Origin of the sequence: Clostridium sp. UBA4395, from assembly GCF_002390995.1 — a bacterium.
GTDB lineage: Bacteria > Bacillota > Clostridia > Clostridiales > Clostridiaceae > Clostridium_J > Clostridium_J sulfidigenes.
In genome coordinates this window covers 70961-89743 of sequence record NZ_DGRF01000048.1, presented here as the reverse complement: position 1 = coordinate 89743, position 18783 = coordinate 70961, and the positions used below count along the sequence as shown (strand labels likewise).

The 18783-nt window shown below is 30.5% G+C and carries 18 protein-coding genes; all 18 read left to right on the top strand.

Annotated elements, in window-relative coordinates; translation table 11 throughout:
* The first annotated feature begins 58 nt into the window (after positions 1-58).
* The 18 genes from rpsO (at position 59) to B2694_RS07935 (ending at position 18772) form a co-directional block, all read left to right on the top strand.
* Positions 59-322 (top strand): 30S ribosomal protein S15, encoded by a 264-nt coding sequence (gene rpsO / locus B2694_RS08020; protein WP_035132815.1) that lies wholly within the window; start codon positions 59-61, stop codon positions 320-322.
* 109 nt (positions 323-431) lie between these two features.
* Entirely contained in the window at positions 432-2540 is a 2109-nt protein-coding gene (locus B2694_RS08015; RefSeq protein ID WP_150843835.1) for a polyribonucleotide nucleotidyltransferase, read from the top strand.
* 189 nt (positions 2541-2729) lie between these two features.
* Complete coding sequence (locus tag B2694_RS08010; protein ID WP_150843834.1) at positions 2730-3005, top strand: YlmC/YmxH family sporulation protein; 276 nt, start codon at positions 2730-2732, stop codon at positions 3003-3005.
* 13 nt (positions 3006-3018) lie between these two features.
* A complete protein-coding gene (dapG, locus tag B2694_RS08005; protein WP_346885284.1) occupies positions 3019-4206 on the top strand; it encodes an aspartate kinase in 1188 nt (395 codons plus the stop codon).
* A gap of 53 nt (positions 4207-4259) precedes the next feature.
* The gene (locus tag B2694_RS08000) at positions 4260-5087 is read left to right on the top strand and encodes a ClpP family protease (RefSeq protein ID WP_346885283.1); all 828 of its coding nucleotides are present in this window, start codon (positions 4260-4262) and stop codon (positions 5085-5087) included.
* A gap of 168 nt (positions 5088-5255) precedes the next feature.
* A complete protein-coding gene (locus B2694_RS07995) occupies positions 5256-7565 on the top strand; it encodes an FtsK/SpoIIIE family DNA translocase (protein ID WP_346885282.1) in 2310 nt (769 codons plus the stop codon).
* 75 nt (positions 7566-7640) lie between these two features.
* Complete coding sequence (rimO, locus tag B2694_RS07990; protein ID WP_346885281.1) at positions 7641-8960, top strand: 30S ribosomal protein S12 methylthiotransferase RimO; 1320 nt, start codon at positions 7641-7643, stop codon at positions 8958-8960.
* A gap of 236 nt (positions 8961-9196) precedes the next feature.
* Complete coding sequence (gene pgsA / locus B2694_RS07985; RefSeq protein ID WP_035128734.1) at positions 9197-9739, top strand: CDP-diacylglycerol--glycerol-3-phosphate 3-phosphatidyltransferase; 543 nt, start codon at positions 9197-9199, stop codon at positions 9737-9739.
* A gap of 164 nt (positions 9740-9903) precedes the next feature.
* Positions 9904-10938, top strand: a complete 1035-nt coding sequence (gene recA, locus B2694_RS07980; RefSeq protein ID WP_346885280.1) for a recombinase RecA — start codon at positions 9904-9906, stop codon at positions 10936-10938.
* Between the two features lie 389 nt (positions 10939-11327).
* Positions 11328-12881: a ribonuclease Y gene (gene rny, locus B2694_RS07975; RefSeq protein WP_346885279.1), complete on the top strand. Its 1554-nt coding sequence runs from the start codon at positions 11328-11330 to the stop codon at positions 12879-12881.
* A gap of 198 nt (positions 12882-13079) precedes the next feature.
* Positions 13080-13349, top strand: coding sequence for a stage V sporulation protein S (locus B2694_RS07970; RefSeq protein ID WP_035128739.1), 270 nt, complete (start codon positions 13080-13082; stop codon positions 13347-13349).
* Positions 13350-13724: 375 nt separating this feature from the next.
* A complete protein-coding gene (locus B2694_RS07965; RefSeq protein WP_346848378.1) occupies positions 13725-14918 on the top strand; it encodes a pyridoxal phosphate-dependent aminotransferase in 1194 nt (397 codons plus the stop codon).
* Positions 14919-14941: 23 nt separating this feature from the next.
* Positions 14942-15196 carry an HPr family phosphocarrier protein gene (locus tag B2694_RS07960; protein WP_035128745.1) on the top strand — a complete coding sequence of 85 codons (255 nt, stop codon included), beginning with the start codon at positions 14942-14944 and terminating at the stop codon, positions 15194-15196.
* A 68-nt stretch (positions 15197-15264) separates the two neighbouring features.
* Positions 15265-16239, top strand: coding sequence for a tyrosine-type recombinase/integrase (locus tag B2694_RS07955; RefSeq protein ID WP_346885278.1), 975 nt, complete (start codon positions 15265-15267; stop codon positions 16237-16239).
* A 69-nt stretch (positions 16240-16308) separates the two neighbouring features.
* Positions 16309-16797 carry a hypothetical protein gene (locus tag B2694_RS07950; RefSeq protein WP_346885277.1) on the top strand — a complete coding sequence of 163 codons (489 nt, stop codon included), beginning with the start codon at positions 16309-16311 and terminating at the stop codon, positions 16795-16797.
* A gap of 157 nt (positions 16798-16954) precedes the next feature.
* A complete protein-coding gene (locus B2694_RS07945; protein WP_346885276.1) occupies positions 16955-17719 on the top strand; it encodes an SPOR domain-containing protein in 765 nt (254 codons plus the stop codon).
* 207 nt (positions 17720-17926) lie between these two features.
* Positions 17927-18187 carry a DUF4321 domain-containing protein gene (locus B2694_RS07940; RefSeq protein WP_035128757.1) on the top strand — a complete coding sequence of 87 codons (261 nt, stop codon included), beginning with the start codon at positions 17927-17929 and terminating at the stop codon, positions 18185-18187.
* Between the two features lie 9 nt (positions 18188-18196).
* A complete protein-coding gene (locus B2694_RS07935; RefSeq protein WP_150843821.1) occupies positions 18197-18772 on the top strand; it encodes a Maf-like protein in 576 nt (191 codons plus the stop codon).
* The last annotated feature ends 11 nt before the right edge of the window (positions 18773-18783 follow it).

The following is an 18783-nucleotide window of genomic DNA, read 5'->3' as shown; positions in this document are numbered from 1 at the left end:
CTGAATGCCAACGGGATACATGGCATATGGCGATTTAACTATTGGAGGTGCATACAATATGGAAAAGGCAAGAAAACAAGAAATAATGCAACAATTTGCAAGAACAGAAGGAGATACAGGTTCTCCAGAAGTACAAATAGCATTATTAACAGAAAGAATTAAAGAATTAACTGAGCATTTAAAAGTTCACAAAAAAGACCACCACTCAAGAAGAGGTCTTTTAATGATGGTTGGACAAAGAAAAGGACTTTTAAGCTACTTAAAGAAGCAAGATATCGAAAGATACCGTGCTATAATTGCTAAATTAGGAATTAGAAAATAATTAAGAGCGGCAAAGCCGCTCTATTATTTTAATTAAATAGCAAAAAAAAGATAATAATAAGTATATATCTATATATATATTTTTTTAATAACCGAAAGGAGGAGATTAAATGACAAATACGTTAAGTACTTCTGTAGCAGGAAGAGAAATGAAGATAGAAATTGGTAAAATTGGAAAGTTATCTGATTGTGCTATGTTTATTAGTTATGGAGAGACTGTAATCCTTGTAAATGTAAATGCGTCTGAAGAACCAAGACAAGGAATAGATTTTTTCCCACTAAGTGTAGAGTATGAAGAAAGACTATATGCAGTAGGTAAAATCCCAGGGGGATTTTTAAAGAGAGAGGGAAGACCATCAGAAAAAGCTATACTAAATTGTAGAGCTATAGATAGACCTATAAGACCTCTATTCCCAAAAGGATATAGAAATGATGTTCAAGTGGTTTGTACGGTATTATCTGTAGACCAAGATAATTCTCCAGAAATATTAGCTATGAATGCAGCTTCAATAGCATTACTTTTATCAAGTATACCATTTACTGATGCAGTAGCTACAGTATCAATTGGATTAATCGATGGAAAGTTTGTAGTTAACCCTACATCTAAAGAAAGAGAATTAAGCTCAATGCAATTAACTGTATGTGCTACTAAAGACAGAGTTATGATGATAGAAGCTGGTGGAGATGAAATTCCAGAAGAAACTATGATTGAAGCTATAGACTTTGGATTTAATCAGTGTCAATCTATCATAGCGTTCCAAGAAGAGGCTAGAGCTAAATTTGGAAAGGTTAAACCTGAGCCAGTACTATACAAAGCAAATGAAGAAATCCAAGGTGAAGTAAGAAACTTTGCTTTTGATATGTTAAAAGAAGCTATGTATATCACTGATAAAGATGAAAGAAATCTTAAAGTAAGTGAAATTAAAGCTAAAATAAATGAAGAATTTTCTGAGAAGTATCCAGAGGGTGGAAGTGACATAGGAGAAGTTGTTTACAATATTCAAAAGGAAATTGTAAGAAATATGTTACTTAGAGATAAGAGAAGACCAGATGGAAGAGAATTTAATCAAATTAGATCTATATCTTGTGAAACTGGACTCCTTCCAAGAACTCATGGTACAGGATTATTTACAAGAGGATTAACTCAAGTAATGACTGTAGCTACATTGGGAGCTTTAGGTGATGTTCAAATCATAGATGGTATTGGAGAAGAAGACTTCAAGAGATATATGCATCACTACAATTTCCCAGCATACAGTGTTGGAGAAGTAAGACCACTTAGAGGACCAGGAAGAAGAGAAATAGGACACGGTGCCTTAGCTGAAAGAGCCTTAGAACCACTAATTCCTTCTATAGAGGAATTCCCATATGCAATAAGACTTGTTTCAGAAGTTTTAAGCTCTAACGGATCTACATCTCAAGCAAGTGTATGCGGAAGTACATTAGCATTACTTGATGCTGGAGTTCCAATAAAGAGACCAGCAGCAGGAATTGCCATGGGACTTATAACTAGCGAAGATTTAAGTGAAGAAGCTGTAATTACAGATATTCAAGGAATCGAAGACTTCTTTGGAGACATGGACTTTAAAGTTGCTGGTACAGAAAAAGGAATAACTTCAATTCAAGTTGATACAAAAATAAAAGGATTATCTAAGTATTGTATAAGAACAGCTATAGAAGATGCTAGAACTGCTAGATTATATATCTTAGATAAGATAAATGAATGTATAGCTGAGCCAAGAGCAGAGCTATCTCAATATGCTCCAAGAATGTACACTATAAATATAAAACCAGATAAAATTAGAGATATCATAGGACCTGGTGGAAAAACTATTAAGAAAATAATAGCAGATACAGGTGTTAAAATTGATACTAATGATGATGGTAAGATAGTTATAATGTCTACTGATAGTGAAAGTGCTAATGAAGCATTAAGAATCATTAAAGAAATCACTAAAGAAGTAGAAGCTGGAGAAATATACTTAGGTAAAGTTACTAAGATTATGGCTTTTGGTGCTTTTGTAGAGATACTTCCTGGTAAAGAAGGATTAGTACACATATCTAAATTAGCTAACGAAAGAGTAAATAAAGTAGAAGATGTAGTAGCTATAGGTGATGAAATACTTGTAAAAGTAACAGAAATCGATTCTCAAGGAAGAGTAAATCTTTCAAGAAAAGATGCATTAAAAGATAGTGAAGAGTCTAAAACAGAAGAGTAAATAGAAGTTAAAATAAAAAGGTAAAATGCCTTTTTATTTTTTTTTATTATAAAACATAAGAACATACTAGTGTATAATTTCATAAATTATATTATAATTGTATTAAGTTTCGTTAATTTACTCATAAATATATAATAGAAAACATATTAATCATAGTAATTTATATAATTATGTATGAGGTGATATGTGATGGAAGAAAAATATAGATTTTTAAGTGAAATGGAACGATATGAAATAATAAACATTAATGATGGAGATAAGTATAGTGTCCTGGGCAATAATGATATAGTTATAAATGAAAATGGTGAGCTAAAGCTACTATTACTTGGAGATGGAAAGTCTAGTAAGATGTTTTTTAGAAATAATGAGATGCTGGAAGTTTCATGGGATTATGTAAAGAAGATAGGCTCTAAAACTATAATCATCGATGTTGATGGGGAAACACTAAGAAAATCCCATATATAATATGGAGGTAAGTATGGATATAGTTGTTCAGAAATTTGGTGGTACATCAGTATCTAGTGAAAATAATAGAATATTAGTTACAAAAAAGATAAAAAAAGCTATAAATGATGGATATAAACCTGTAGTAGTAGTATCAGCTATGGGGAGAAAAGGTTCTCCTTATGCAACAGATACATTATTATCTTTAGTTAGTGAAGAATTTAAGATAAATAATCCAAGGGCCTTAGACTTACTTTTGTCCTGTGGTGAAACTTTAAGTACAGTGGTAATGTGTAATGATTTATTAAGAGAAGGTGTAGAGGCAGTTCCACTTATGGGTGGAGAAGCTGGTATAAGGACTGATAATAATTTTAATAATGCATCTATTTTAGATGTTAATCCGAAAAATGTACTAAAGGTATTAGAGCAGGGGAAAGTACCTGTAGTAGCAGGTTTTCAAGGTATAAGTGAAGAAGGTAGCATCACTACCATAGGAAGAGGTGGAAGTGACGTTACAGGGGCAATTTTAGGAGCAGCACTAAAGGCAAAGGAAGTTCAAATATATACAGATGTTGATGGTATAATGACAGCAGATCCAAGAATAGTTTCTAAGGCTTCATTAATTGAGAGTATAAGCTATGATGAAGTATTCCAATTTGCTGATCAAGGAGCTAAAGTAATACATCCTAGAGCTGTTGAAATATCTAGAAAATATAATATTCCATTAGTAATTAAAAATACTCTTAGTGATTGTGAAGGGACTACTATTTCTTCTTATGGGGAGGACAATGAAAGAATTATTACTGGAATTACTCATATGGGTAATAGAGTTCAAATAAGAATTAATGGAGGCTCAAAGGAGCACTGCAATAATATATTTCATATTTTAGCTGAAAATGAAATAAGTATTGATTTGATAAGTGTATTTGTAAATGATAAAATATTTACTATAAGCGAAGTAGATTTAGATAAGTTTAAGAATATAGCAGCTAACTATGAAATTGATTATCAGTATACAGAAAATTGTAGCAAAATATCTATAATAGGTTCAAAGATGAGAGGAATACCTGGAGTTATGTCTAGAATTCTAAAGGCTTTAGAAGAAGGCAATATAGATATTCTTCAAACTGCTGATTCACATACAACTATTTGGTGTCTTGTAGAAAGTAAAAAAGTTGAAGATGCTATAAATTTACTTCATAATGAATTTAAATTAGGGTAGTATATAAACACCTCTTAATGCACAGAATAAGAAACATTAGGAGGTGTTTTTCCATGATTAATGAAGCGGAAAATAAAAAACATAAGGAAGATAAAGATACTAAACACAAAAAAAATAATAAAAGTAAAGTTATAATAAATGAAGAAAATGAAGATGAACAAAATGAAGATGATAACTCTAAAGGAGTAAGTAAAGAAGTTGCAAACCTTAAAGAAGTAGGGGTCATGTCTGTAGCAAAGGCTGATGACAGGATTCAAGTTATACCTATAATAGGTCAGGTTGAAGGTCATAATATTTCTGGTAATCAAACTAAGTCTACTAAATATGAGTTGATTATTCCCCAGTTAATAGCTATTGAGAGAGATGTTAATGTAAAAGGTATACTCATAGTATTGAATACTGCAGGAGGAGATGTAGAAGCAGGCTTAGCCATTGCAGAGATGATAACTAGTCTTAGTAAACCTACAGTATCCATAGTCATAGGTGGAGGACACTCTATAGGAGTTCCATTAGCTACGGCATCAGATTATTCCTTTATAACTCCTTCAGCTACAATGATAGTGCATCCTGTAAGAATGAATGGATTTGTTATAGGTGTGCCTCAAACCTTTGAATATTTTAGAAAGATGCAGGAGCGAATAGTTGAGTTTGTAGTTAGAACTTCAAAAATTGATTCAGATGATTTTAGAAAACTTATGAGTCAAACAGATGAATTACTAAATGATATAGGAACTATATTGATTGGGGATCAAGCCGTAGAATGTGGTCTTATTGATGAAGTAGGTGGAATTAGAGAAGCCTTAGATAAATTAGAAGAGTTAATAAGTGAAGGTGAAAAAAATCAACTAGAAATAAGTTCGGAAGAAAATATTAGTGAATAAATAGACAAAATTTAACAATTAACCATCGAGTTGTCAGCAAAATCATGTTGGCAACTTTTTATTTGTAAAAAAATTTGAAATATAGGTGGATTTCAATGTACAATATATTGAGATGGATAAATGGAAATTATTTTCATGAATCTTAGGAAGAGTTTTGGAGGAGATACTATGACTAAAGGAAAAGAGCCTTTAAAAAAGAAAAACAGTAGTAAAAAAAGCACTGTTAAAAATAATAGTTCAAAAGCTAAGGGAGCAAAAAAGGATAAACTTTTTGATTTTAATGGAATTATACTGATAACCCTAGGTGTTTTAATATTTTTAGCTTTACTATCAGTTATGTTTTCGGACCCAACATCTTTGGCAGGTTCCATGGGGGTATTTATTAATAGAATTTTTATAGGACTTCTTGGAATTGGTGCCTATGTTTTACCTTTTGTGCTTATTTACATGGGAGTAAGTTACATAAAAATAGATAAATATCTAAAGGTAACAAAAAAATCCCTTGGAATTTTAATATTTATAGTTACTACCATGATTTTTGTTGAACTTATAGTATTACCTGCTTACTATGTAAAAGGAAATATGGCAAGTGCTATTATAGATCAATTTAAATCTAAGTCTGTACTTCACGGAGGTATTATATCTTTAATAATTACTGTTCCTATAAGTTCACTTTTAGGAAAGGTAGGTAGTTATATAGTTTTATTTGCTTTATATATAATATCTTTAGTTTTAATTAATAATATTACTATAAAAGAGTTATTTACCTTTGGAAAAGTAAAAAGCAAGAAAAAGTCAGGGGATTTGAAGCCAACTAATATTGCAATTGATGAAGCTATGGAATATGTATCAGCAGATGGGAATACTAGAGACAATGGAAGCAGTGATGAGTCGAAGATTAAAATTATAGATTTTATGAAGATGGATGAAGAAGAGAATAGATTTGAAGGAAAAACAGAAACAAGTATAGAACAACCTAATAAGTCAAAGGAAAATAGAAATAATATAGAGGATATAGATATTGACATTTCCTTTGGTGATGGAAACAAAATATATGCTTATGAACATCCTGCGCCAGAACTTCTTCATAAAAATTTAAGTAGCATAGGTAAAAATAGCGATAAAAAAGACCTCCTTAATAGTGCTAATAAACTTCAAGAAACTTTAGAAAGTTTTGGAGTTGAAGCTAAGGTAATACAGGTTACAAAAGGTCCATCTGTAACTAGATTTGAATTACAACCCCATGTAGGAGTTAAGGTTAGTAAGATAGTTAATCTATCAGATGATATAGCTCTAAACTTAGCAGCCTCAGGAGTTAGGATAGAGGCTCCAATCCCCGGAAAGGCAGCAGTGGGGATAGAAGTACCGAATAAAGATTTATCAGCAGTATTTTTAAGAGAGGTAATAGAAAGTGAAGAGTTTACGCTCACTAAGAAAAAATTAGCCTTTGCTCTTGGAAAGGATATTGCAGGAAATTGTGTAGTGGGAGATTTATCTAAGATGCCTCACCTTTTGATTGCAGGAGCTACAGGGTCAGGAAAAAGTGTATGTATTAATACTCTTTTAATAAGCTTATTATATAAATATACACCTCAAGAGGTTAAATTGCTGTTAATAGATCCTAAAGTGGTAGAACTTAATATATACAATGGAATACCACACCTATTAATTCCAGTAGTTACAGAACCTAAAAAAGCTGCAGGAGCATTAAATTGGGCAGTTAATGAAATGACTAGAAGATATAAACTCTTTGCAGATAATAACGTAAGAAATATTGAGGGATATAACGACTTTGTAGAAAAGGGAATAATAGAAGAAAAGCTTCCATGGATTGTAATCATAATCGATGAGTTAGCAGACTTAATGATGGTATGTCCAAATGATGTTGAGGAATATATAGGTAGACTTGCTCAAATGGCTAGGGCTGCAGGAATGCATTTAGTAATAGCAACACAAAGACCATCTGTAGATGTAATTACAGGGGTAATTAAAGCTAATATACCATCTAGGATATCCTTTGCTGTTTCAAGTCAAATAGACTCAAGAACTATACTAGACTCTTCGGGAGCAGAGAAGCTTTTAGGTAAAGGGGATATGCTATATTATCCTGTAGGTGAATCGAAGCCACTTAGAATTCAAGGAGCCTTTGTGTCTGAGGAAGAAGTAGAGACTGTAGTAGAATTTATTCGTAATGGATTAAAGGAATTAGAGTATAAAAAAGAAATCATGGATGAAATAGAAAATAGTGTTTCCAAATCTAAGGGTGGAGAAGATTGTGATGAGTTAATAGATGAAGCTATTAAAATTGTATTAGAAGAAGGGCAAGCTTCAACATCCTTGTTGCAGAGAAGACTAAAAATAGGGTATAATAGAGCGGCTAGAATTATAGATGAAATGGAAGCTGAAGGGATTATCTCTGGTCGTAATGGAAGTAAGCCAAGACAGGTTTTTGGAAGAGATGATACCATGAGACAATAACTTCTTAAAGAAACTTTCAGTACAACACAAAAGAAGAGGTTTTAAATAATATAGAGATAACTTAGGAGGATAAAGGTGGAAAAATTAAAATTTGGAGTAATAAATTTAGGTTGTGACAAGAATAGAATAGATGCAGAAATTATAATAAGTAGTTTGAAGAGTAGATATGAAGCGGTGACAGATGAAAGGCAGGCAGACATATTGCTAGTTAACACCTGTGGATTTATAGAAACTTCAAAGCAAGAATCTATTGATACCATATTAGAAATGGCAAAATATAAGAAAGATAAATGTAAGGTGCTCATAGCTACTGGGTGCTTAACTCAGAGATACGGTAATGAGCTTTTAGAACTTATGCCGGAACTAGATATAATTTTAGGTGTAAATGATTATGATAAATTGCATGAATGTATTGAAAAATCTATGAAAACCGGAGAAAAGAGCTGTATTACAACTTATAGTGATACCAATATAAACATTGGTAAGAGACAGGTTACAACAGGAGGAAGTACTGCTTATATAAGAATATCTGAAGGGTGTAACAATATTTGTGCCTACTGTGCAATTCCTAAAATAAGAGGAAGATACAGAAGTAGGGATATGGAAGATATCCTTAAAGAAGCTAAAGAGTTAGCTTTAAATGGATATAAGGAGTTAATTATAGTAGCTCAAGATACTACTAATTATGGGGTAGATATATATGGAGAAAAAACTTTACATATTCTTTTAAAAGAGCTAGGTAAAATTAAAAGTATAAAATGGATAAGACTTCTTTATTGTTATGCAGAAGAGCTAACTGATGAAGTTATAAATGAAATAGCTATCAATGATAAGGTGTGTAAGTATATAGATATTCCTATACAACATATCAGTGATGATGTTTTAAAGGCTATGAGAAGAAAAGGAAGAAAGAAAATAATCACTGAAAATATTAAAAAGCTTAGAGATGCAGTTCCTAATATAACTATAAGAACTACTCTTATAGTAGGATTTCCAGGAGAAACAGAAGAGGACTTCTTAGAATTATTAAATTTTGTCAAAGAAACTAAATTTGATAAGCTAGGAGTATTTACTTACTCTCAAGAGGAAGGTACTGTGGCAGCAGAAATGGAAGGTCAAATAGAAGAAAATATTAAAGAAGAAAGACTTCACTCTATAATGATGGCTCAGCAAAGTATTTCAACAGAAATAAATGAAAATAAAATAGGTAGAATCTATGATGTATTGATTGAAAGTAAAGAAAAAGGAACATGTTGTGGAAGAAGTTATGAAATGGCTCCAGAAATTGACGGAGAAATTTATGTAAAATCTAATAAATTAAGTATAGGTGATTTTGTTAAGGTAAGAATAAAAGATGCACTAGAGTATGATTTAATAGGAGAAATCCTTAAATAATTTTTAGATTTATATATTTATAATAAAAAATATTAATTAATAATATAGATAAGGATATAAAGTAAAATTAGTATTAATAAACTAAATAATTTTTAGATTTTATTGTATAATGTTTGTATAAGATAAAATAATTACTATTATAGAAAATTTGTTTTTCTATTTACAATAAGAATTAAATTTTAATTAGGTAAACAGATTATAAGATTGTTAAATTTCAGGAGTAGGAGATGTTAATGATGAATCTTGCAAATAAGCTTACAGTGCTAAGAATAATGTTAGTTCCGATATTCTTAATATGTGCAATGATTGATACCACCACAACTAATATTATTGCTTTATCAATATTTATTATAGCTTCAGCAACAGATAAATTAGATGGCTATATAGCTAGAAGCAGAAATCAGATAACTAACTTTGGAAAATTCATGGATCCTCTAGCAGACAAGCTTTTAGTTACCTGTGCTCTAATACTTTTAGTTGAAAAAGGAATTGTTGCAGCCTGGGTAGTAGTTGTAATAATTGCTAGGGAATTTATAGTATCAGGATTAAGGACATTAGCTGCTTCACAAGGCGTGGTAATAGCTGCAAGTAATTGGGGAAAGCTGAAGACTGTAATTCAGATGATAGCTATCATAATGGGACTATTATCTCTAGTATATAATCCAGGGTGGCTTAATATTACAACCCAGGTTACCATATACCTAGCAGCTGTTATAACTATTGGATCTGGAGTGGATTATTTTATTAAAGGAAAAGATATTATAAATATTAATGAATAATGTTTATAATTCTATAACTGTGTCAAAAATGGTAAAGAGTTCCTTGAAAGAAATTTAAAGGAACTCTTTACTATAACACTTGACCTGATAAATTAAATACTATATAATAAATATATAAGAACTATTGTTCGTGATGGAAGGATGTGAACCCTAAAGGGGAATTTATGAATAACGATAAATTAAAAGCATTAGAAGCAGCTATGGGTCAAATAGAAAAGCAATTTGGTAAAGGCTCAATAATGAAATTAGGGGAAGAGAGCACTTTAAATATAGACTGCATATCTACAGGATGTTTAGGGCTAGATATTGCACTGGGAATTGGCGGAGTTCCAAGAGGAAGAATAATTGAGATTTTTGGACCAGAATCCTCTGGTAAAACTACTGTAGCTTTACATGTAGTTGCAGAAGCTCAAAAGAACGGTGGTTGTGCAGCATATATAGATGCAGAACATGCCCTTGATCCAGTTTATGCAAAGGCATTAGGCGTAGACATAGATAACTTAATAGTATCTCAACCAGATACAGGTGAGCAGGCTCTTGAAATTACAGAAGCCTTAGTTAGATCTGGTGCAATAGATATAGTAGTTATAGACTCTGTTGCTGCCTTAGTTCCAAAGGCTGAAATTGAAGGTGAAATGGGAGATGCCCATGTAGGTCTTCAAGCTAGACTTATGTCTCAAGCTTTAAGAAAACTTACAGGTTCTATAAACAAATCAAAATGCTCTACTATATTTATAAACCAATTGAGAGAAAAAGTTGGAGTTATGTTTGGAAATCCAGAAACAACTCCAGGAGGAAGAGCCCTTAAATTCTATGCATCTGTAAGAATTGATGTAAGAAAGATAGATACTATTAAACAAGGAGAAACCTTCTTAGGAAATAGAACTAGAGCTAAGATAACTAAGAATAAAGTTGCACCACCATTTAAACAATCAGAATTTGATATTATGTATGGTGAAGGAATATCTAGGGTTGGAGATATATTAGACATTGGTGTTAAAGAAGAAATTGTCCAAAAAAGTGGCGCTTGGTTTGCCTATGGAGACGTAAGACTAGGCCAAGGAAGAGAAAATGCTAAAAACTTTTTTAAGGAAAACCCAGAAATTGCTAATGAAATAGAAAATAAAATAAGAGAAAAATACTCTTTGCCACTAAATAACAATTTAGTAAAAGCTGAGAATAAAGTAGAAGAAAAGTAAATTACTTTATTAAATCAGATAAAAGATATGTGAAGCTTTAAGTAAAAATATATAACTTAAGCTTTACATATCTTTTTTAATTAAAATTTTAAATATTGTGTATGAAATATACAAATAAATGTATAATTAAAGTATGTGATATTTTAATGTAAAAATTAAAGGTGATATTCTAATTAAAAATTTTTTTAAAAAGGTTCAAGTCGAGCCTAAGAGCTAAGTTGAGAGAATTTGTAGTATTTAGTAATAACCTTGACAATGATGTTAAAGTAATATAAAATGAATACAAATACTGGTTTAATATAAGAGGAATTGAATAGAATATGCACCTTTTCGAGCTTTCATTTTACTGCTAATATATGTCATAAAAAAAGCAAAGGAGGTGTTGGAAATTGACTGAACCAAGTCAAATTATTTTAATAATAGCTATTGCGCTAGTTGTTTGTTTAGTCGCTATTTTTGTTTTTATTTATACAAGAAAGAATATATCTTTAGCTAATGTATCTAAATCAGAGGAAGATGCTAAAAAGATTTTAGGTGAGGCACAAAAAGAAGCAGAATCTAAAAAGAAAGAAGCAATCCTTGAAGCTAAAGAAGAAGTTCATAGATTAAGAGCTGATTTTGATAAAGAGTCCAGAGAAAGAAGAAATGAAATTCAGCGATTAGAAAGAAGGGTTCTTCAAAAAGAGGAAACTTTAGATAAGAAAACCCTAACAATAGAAAGAAAAGAAGAAGTATTATCTAAAAAACAACAAGAGGTTGAGACATTAGAATCAGGAATACAAGAATTATATAATAGTGTAAGAGAAGAATTACAAAGAGTAGCAGGATTAACCTCAGAAGAAGCAAAGCAAATACTATTAGACGAAGTAAAAAAAGAAATTAAACATGAAACAGCAATAATGATTAAAGAAATTGAAGCTAAAGCTAAAGAAGAAGCCGATAAAAAGGCAAGAGAAGTTATAACATATGCTATACAGAGATGTGCAGCAGACCATGTAGCTGAATCTACAGTACATGTTGTATCACTTCCTAATGATGAAATGAAGGGAAGGATTATTGGGCGTGAAGGTAGAAATATAAGAGCCCTTGAAACTTTAACTGGAGTTGATTTAATAATAGATGATACTCCGGAAGCGGTTATTCTTTCAGCTTTTGATCCTATTAGAAGAGAGGTCGCTAAAATTGCCTTAGAAAAACTAATAGTTGATGGAAGAATACACCCAGCAAGAATTGAGGAAATGGTTGAAAAAGCGAAAAAAGATGTTGAGAATGACATAAGAGAAGAGGGCGAGCAAGCCACCTTCGAAACTGGTATCCATGGATTACATGTGGAAATAATCAGACTTTTAGGAAGATTGAAATATAGAACTAGTTATGGTCAAAATGTATTAAAACATTCTATAGAAGTTTCATACTTAGCGGGTCTTATGGCGTCAGAGCTTGGAATGGATCCTACCATGGCAAAAAGGTGTGGATTATTACACGATATCGGCAAAGCTGTAGATCATGAGGTAGAAGGACCACATGCACTAATAGGTGCTGAGTTAGCTAAAAAATGTCATGAATCTCCAATAGTTGTAAACGCTATTGCAGCTCATCATGGAGATGTAGAGTATCAATCTCTAGAAGCAGTACTAGTTCAAGCAGCGGATGCTATATCAGCAGCTAGACCGGGTGCTAGAAGAGAAACTCTAGAAGCTTATATAAAAAGGTTAGAAAAATTAGAAGAAATCGCAAACTCATATGAATGTGTAGAAAAGTCATATGCAATTCAAGCCGGAAGAGAAATCAGAATTATGATTAAACCAGATGATGTTGATGATGCAGGTGCTATTGAAGTGGCTAGAGATATTGTGAAGAAAATAGAATCAGAACTAGAATATCCAGGCCAAATAAAGGTTAATGTTATCAGAGAAACAAGAGCAGTAGAATATGCAAAGTAAAATTAGGTAATGAAAAAGGTGAGTCTCCTATTTAATAGGAGGCTTTTATTTTTGTCTATTATATTAAGTGAAACTATAATTTGCAATAATCTAAAATTGTATTTTCAATAAAAGGAATTTTCAATTAAATGTAGAAATAATATATAGGATTCTAATAATATTAGTTTAATAAGTAGTAATAGTAGTAGGAGGTTTAATATGGAAGTATTAAAAGTTTCAGCAAGATCTAATCCTAATTCAGTAGCAGGAGCACTGGCAGGAGTACTAAGACAAAGTAGTGGGGCAGAAATTCAAGCTATAGGAGCAGGAGCAATCAATCAGGCAGTAAAGGCTGTAGCTATAGCTAGAGGATTTGTAGCGCCTAGTGGAATGGACCTGGTGTGTGTGCCAGCATTTACAGATGTAGAAATTGATGGTGAAGAAAGAACTGCAATTAAATTGATAGTACAATCTAAAAATAATTTTTAGGTTATAAAGACATGAAATTAAAAATTTAATTTCATGTCTTTAGTCTTTATATGTATGTAGATAAGCTTCAGAACTTTGGACAAATGTTATAAAAAGTTAGTATGTAAATATAAAAAATGAGAATAATAATAGTAAGTTAAAATTACCATATAATCTTTACACTATATAGAATAAGTGTTATTATACAGATATGAAGTATATCTTTCATATGAAGTTCTAATGCATTTTAAAATTCATTAGATGTAGAATATCCAATTTGTTTATTATATTTTTGAGAATATAATTGAATGAAAAGGTTTAAATAATATTTCTTTTATTTGGATAGTTTTAATTATTTTATATCGTAAAGAATAAATATTAATGGGGGTAGTTATAATGATGCTATCAAAAAAAGCAATGGAAATTTCACCATCACTTACATTAGCAATTACAGCAAAGGCTAAAAAGATGAAAGCAGAGGGGATTGACGTTATAGGCTTCGGTGCAGGAGAGCCAGATTTTAATACTCCAAAAAATATACAGCAAGCTGCTATAAAGGCAATTGAAGCAGGTCAAACAAGATATACAGCGGCTTCAGGTATAATTGAATTAAAGGAAGCAGTTGTAAATAAGTTTAAAAAAGATAATAACTTAACTTATAAAACTTCTCAAATTATTATTTCAACAGGAGCTAAACAATGCTTAGCAAATATTTTTCAAGCTATATTAAATCCGGGAGATGAAGTTTTAATAGGTGCTCCATATTGGGTTAGTTATCCAGAACTTGTACAATTGGCTGATGGAGTTCCAACTTTTGTTGACACAGAAGAAAGTAATTCTTTTAAACTAACAATTGAATCTTTAGAAAAAGCAGTAACTAAAAAAACTAAAGCTATGATACTAAATAGCCCTAATAATCCAACAGGAACAGCTTATACGAAAGAAGAGTTAGAGAAAATTGCAACTTTTGCACAAAAACATGATATAATAATTATATCAGATGAAATATATGAAAAACTTTTATATGGAGAAAGTGGTCATATTTCTATAGCAAGTTTATCTGAAGATGCTTATAATAGAACAATAGTAATAAATGGGGTTTCAAAAGCTTATGCTATGACTGGATGGAGAATTGGTTATGCAGCAGCTAGTGAAAAGATAACTTCATTAATGTCAAACATACAAAGTCACACTACTTCAAATCCATGTTCAATATCTCAATATGCATCTGTAGAAGCTTTAAATGGAGATCAAAGCGAAGTTGAAAAAATGAAACAGGAATTTAAAAAGAGAAGAGATTTTATGGTAGATAAAATTAATTCTATAAATAACTTATCCTGCGTTAAACCAGAAGGTGCATTCTACGTTATGGTAAACATATCAAAGGTGTTAAATAAGGAAGTGGACGGAAAGATTATAAAAGACTCTCTTACATTCAGTGACTTACTTCTTGAGAAGGAGAAGGTTGCAGTAATACCTGGTATTGCTTTTGGAGTAGATGATTTTATAAGATTATCTTATGCTACATCTATGGAAAACATAGAAAAAGGATTGAATAGAATAGAAGACTTTGTTAATGGCATAAAATAATTTCTCGTAAATGAGGTGATAATATGCTAACAAAGGAAATAATCATTAATAATCCACAGGGATTGCATGCAAGACCAGCAACTTTATTAGTTCAAAAGGCTACTACTTTTAAGTGTGAAGTTACTATAGAATGTAATGGTAAAGGAGCTAATGCAAAAAGTCTCATTGGAGTATTATCCTTAGGAGTTAATAAGGGATATACAGTAAAAATTATAACTAACGGAACTGATGAGGAACTTGCACTTACAGAAATCATTTCTACTGTAGAAGGATTATAATTCAAATAAAAGAACTGCTTAGGCGGTTCTTTTGTTCTATAGTAGATTTTGTAAAGGAGGAGGATTTTATGAATGAAATAATATTACATAGTAAAAAGGAACTTTATTTAGAAAAAAATAAACATTTTATTCAATGCTTCCTAGATATTAAGGGTGGAAGAAGTAAATATACAGCCATTAGCTATGAGAAAGACATAAAGGATTTTTTTAATAAGGCTGATGTAACTGAAATAACCATAGAAAATATAAGAGAAATAAACATATTTCATGTTCAAAAATTTATCCTTGATTTGCAAAATCAAAGATTATCTTCTGCAACTATTAATAGAAAGATATCATCTCTTTCTGCTCTTTATAAGTGGCTTATGAAGTATGAAGATAATTACAGCGATATAAGAATTATTAAGTTTAATCCTTTTGCTAATGTGAAGGAAGAAAAACCTATTGTAACTAATAAAGTTACAGAATTTTTGACTGAGGAAGAAAGTAAGATTTTACTGGGAAGTATTGATACTACAACTGCACTAGGACTTAGGAATAAAGCTATATTAGCATTAGCACTCACCACTGCACTAAGAAAATCAGAAATGATAAATATAAAAATATGTCATATAAAAAAGTATGGAGAGTATGATGTTATAGAAGTCACTAGAAAAGGAAATAAAAAAGATTTAGTAAAGCTTCAACCTAAGGTGAAAAGTTTAATTAAAAAATATATTTTAGTTACAGGAAGAGATAAGGAAGAGTTTAACAATAGCTATTTATTTATAGGACACTCATCTAATAATAGAAATGGAGAGAAGTTAAATCCTAGTACTTTAAACTATATGCTTAAAAATATATGTAGTAAGTGCAATATAAATAAAAAATTAAAAGTTCACTCCACTAGACATACAGCTATAACTATGGCCATTACTCAAGGAGCTACCATAGAAAAAGTTAGAGAATTTGCAGCTCATAGTAGTATTGCTACTACCAATAGATATGTTCACTCTATAGACAAGCTTAAAGATAATCCAGGAGATAATATGGATATAATATAAAGTTATAGGAATTTATTAGAGGTTAAAGGCATACATTTTTAATGTAATATAAAAAATGGAGGTATGTTCATGGCTTTTGATAATGAATATGAATTTGTACCCTTGGCGCCTATGACACATAATTCTTTGCCCGATGAAATGAAAGATTTCATATCTGTATGTGGTATGATGGGAATAATGCCAAGAAATAATTTTATACATCCAATGCAAAAAGAGCTGGCTCAAGTTATAGATTTAAAAGAAACTAATGAGGACATAGATATTCCTGTGGAGACTTATTTAGATGAAGACTTTGAAGATGATGTAGAGAGATATGTAGAGGAGAATGGAAATAGATTATTGAAAGACTTTGATGATGAAAAAGACTTTAATTCTACACCGATTTCATCAAAAGAAGATAATAATGATGAACTTATGAGGATAGAAAAAGTTATTAAATCCATAGAAAGAAATAATCTAGGAGTATTCAAATTTTTAGAAGTTAATGGAATGCCTTATGATAAGGCAAAAAAATTTATTAGAAGAGTAGTAAGGCTATCAATTCGTTATAATGAATAACATGAATAAAAAAATCGACTATGTCGATTTTTTTTAATTTTTATAATGAATTATATAGTAATATTTACCTTTAATTATATATATAAATTAATAGGACACATTATTTTAAGGTTTAAATTATAAATTAATGTTTATTAATTAGAAATGGGGGTATAAAATGAAGTACACAAGATACAATATTAAATCTAAACCAAAGAGTAGTAACAGTTTTTTATTTTATTTAGCTATAACTTTACTTTTGGCATTACTATTAGGAACTTTTATATTTAAATTTGTACTTAAAGACTCAGGTAAAATAGGATTCATTAAAGGCATAGATATGAATAATTCTAAACAACAACAAAATAGTGGTAAAGTGCCTGGTAAAAGTGAAGTAAAGGAAGAAGGAAATTCAACTGGAACAAAGGAAGAAAAAGCTGTGTCAGAATATAATTTTTATATACTACAGTGTGGTGTATTTAAAGTTAAAAGTAATGCTGATGAAACATTAAATAAATTATCAGCCTTTGGTAATCCTTTTATAGGGCAAGAGGGAGAGCTATCTAAGGTGTATTTTGGAATGTATTCTGATAAAAACATAGAAAATGGAGCTTCAATATTAAAAGAAAAGGGAATAGATAATACTAAAGTAACTATAAATATACCTATGGAAGATAATTCTACAAAACAATTTTGTGAAATTGTAGATAGTTTGTTGCAAGTTGTAAATAAGACTTCAGAAAGTGGTGTAAAATCTATTAATACCAGTGAACTTAAAAAGTGGATAGATGGATTGGAGAAAATAGATGAGAACATGAAACAATACAATGAAGTTAATTCTTTGAAGGAATATATAAAGGCTCTTCCAGATGAAGTAGATAAAAATAAGGATGGAGAAGTATTAAAATATGTTTATGACCAGCTAATAAAGTTTAAAAAATAAGGTATATATTATTTTTAATAAGTTGATATAAGGCTATCTGTGAACAAAAGTTCACAGATAGCCTTAATTTATAAAAAAAGTTTAAAAAATTTGTTATAGTCTTGTGTAAAAAAATATTAAATGTTACACTATATTAGATATAAAATGTTATATTGGTTAATACAAATAGTATATTGCACATTTTAAATATACTGGGGGATGTTTTTTATGGGAAAATCATATAAAACCGCTAAAGAGTATGTATTTATAACTCTTCTGGGGGCTATTTCTGGAAGCTTTATTGGAGAATTTTTAGGAAATACTTTTAAAGCCTTAGATTTTTTAGGAAAAAACTACTTTATAGGATTAAAAAATCCTTTAGTCATTGATTTAAAGGTCTTAGAATTAACTTTTGGACTAGGATTTGGTCTGAATTTAATGGCTATAGTAGGTATGGTTTTAGCAATAGTATTATTTAAGAGATTCTAGGAGGAAGTTATGGATATAGTATTAGCTTCTGCATCACCAAGAAGACAGGAATTATTAAAAAGGTTAGTAGATAATTTTAAAATAGAGATTAGTAACTTTGATGAGGATTCTGTTGAATTTCAAGGTGATATAGATAAACATGTGTGTGATTTAGCTGAAGGAAAAGCTAGAAATATTTTGAATAAAGTGCAGAAAGATAGTATTGTCATAGGCTGTGATACTGTAGTATATTTAAATGGGAAAATTCTTGGGAAACCAATAAATGATAAAGATGCATTTGAAATGCTAAGGTCACTCAGTGGAAATGTACATAAAGTTTATTCCGGGCTAGTTTTAATAAACAGTAAAACCAATGAATTAATAAGAAAAAGCGTTTGTACTGAAGTTAAATTTATGAACCTATCTGAGGATATGATACTTAGGTATATTGAATCAGGTCAATGTAATGGTAAAGCTGGTGCCTATGGGATACAAGATAATGCTGCTATTTTTGTGGAGAATATTAATGGCTGTTATTACAATGTAGTAGGATTGCCTTTAAATACTTTATATTTATCACTAAGGGAGATGGGGGTAAATCAATAAAGGAGTTAGTT

What these genes read in the sequence shown, in the direction of transcription:
- B2694_RS07970 (WP_035128739.1), top strand. Translation starts at nt 13,080, where the DNA reads ATGGAAGTATTAAAAGTTTCAGCAAGATCTAATCCTAATTCAGTAGCA.
- B2694_RS08000 (WP_346885283.1), top strand. Translation starts at nt 4,260, where the DNA reads ATGATTAATGAAGCGGAAAATAAAAAACATAAGGAAGATAAAGATACT.
- B2694_RS07940 (WP_035128757.1), top strand. Translation starts at nt 17,927, where the DNA reads ATGGGAAAATCATATAAAACCGCTAAAGAGTATGTATTTATAACTCTT.
- B2694_RS07955 (WP_346885278.1), top strand. Translation starts at nt 15,265, where the DNA reads ATGAATGAAATAATATTACATAGTAAAAAGGAACTTTATTTAGAAAAA.
- B2694_RS08010 (WP_150843834.1), top strand. Translation starts at nt 2,730, where the DNA reads ATGGAAGAAAAATATAGATTTTTAAGTGAAATGGAACGATATGAAATA.
- rpsO (WP_035132815.1), top strand. Translation starts at nt 59, where the DNA reads ATGGAAAAGGCAAGAAAACAAGAAATAATGCAACAATTTGCAAGAACA.
- B2694_RS07995 (WP_346885282.1), top strand. Translation starts at nt 5,256, where the DNA reads ATGACTAAAGGAAAAGAGCCTTTAAAAAAGAAAAACAGTAGTAAAAAA.
- B2694_RS07965 (WP_346848378.1), top strand. Translation starts at nt 13,725, where the DNA reads ATGATGCTATCAAAAAAAGCAATGGAAATTTCACCATCACTTACATTA.
- pgsA (WP_035128734.1), top strand. Translation starts at nt 9,197, where the DNA reads ATGAATCTTGCAAATAAGCTTACAGTGCTAAGAATAATGTTAGTTCCG.
- B2694_RS07950 (WP_346885277.1), top strand. Translation starts at nt 16,309, where the DNA reads ATGGCTTTTGATAATGAATATGAATTTGTACCCTTGGCGCCTATGACA.
- B2694_RS07935 (WP_150843821.1), top strand. Translation starts at nt 18,197, where the DNA reads ATGGATATAGTATTAGCTTCTGCATCACCAAGAAGACAGGAATTATTA.
- B2694_RS08015 (WP_150843835.1), top strand. Translation starts at nt 432, where the DNA reads ATGACAAATACGTTAAGTACTTCTGTAGCAGGAAGAGAAATGAAGATA.
- recA (WP_346885280.1), top strand. Translation starts at nt 9,904, where the DNA reads ATGAATAACGATAAATTAAAAGCATTAGAAGCAGCTATGGGTCAAATA.
- B2694_RS07960 (WP_035128745.1), top strand. Translation starts at nt 14,942, where the DNA reads ATGCTAACAAAGGAAATAATCATTAATAATCCACAGGGATTGCATGCA.
- B2694_RS07945 (WP_346885276.1), top strand. Translation starts at nt 16,955, where the DNA reads ATGAAGTACACAAGATACAATATTAAATCTAAACCAAAGAGTAGTAAC.
- dapG (WP_346885284.1), top strand. Translation starts at nt 3,019, where the DNA reads ATGGATATAGTTGTTCAGAAATTTGGTGGTACATCAGTATCTAGTGAA.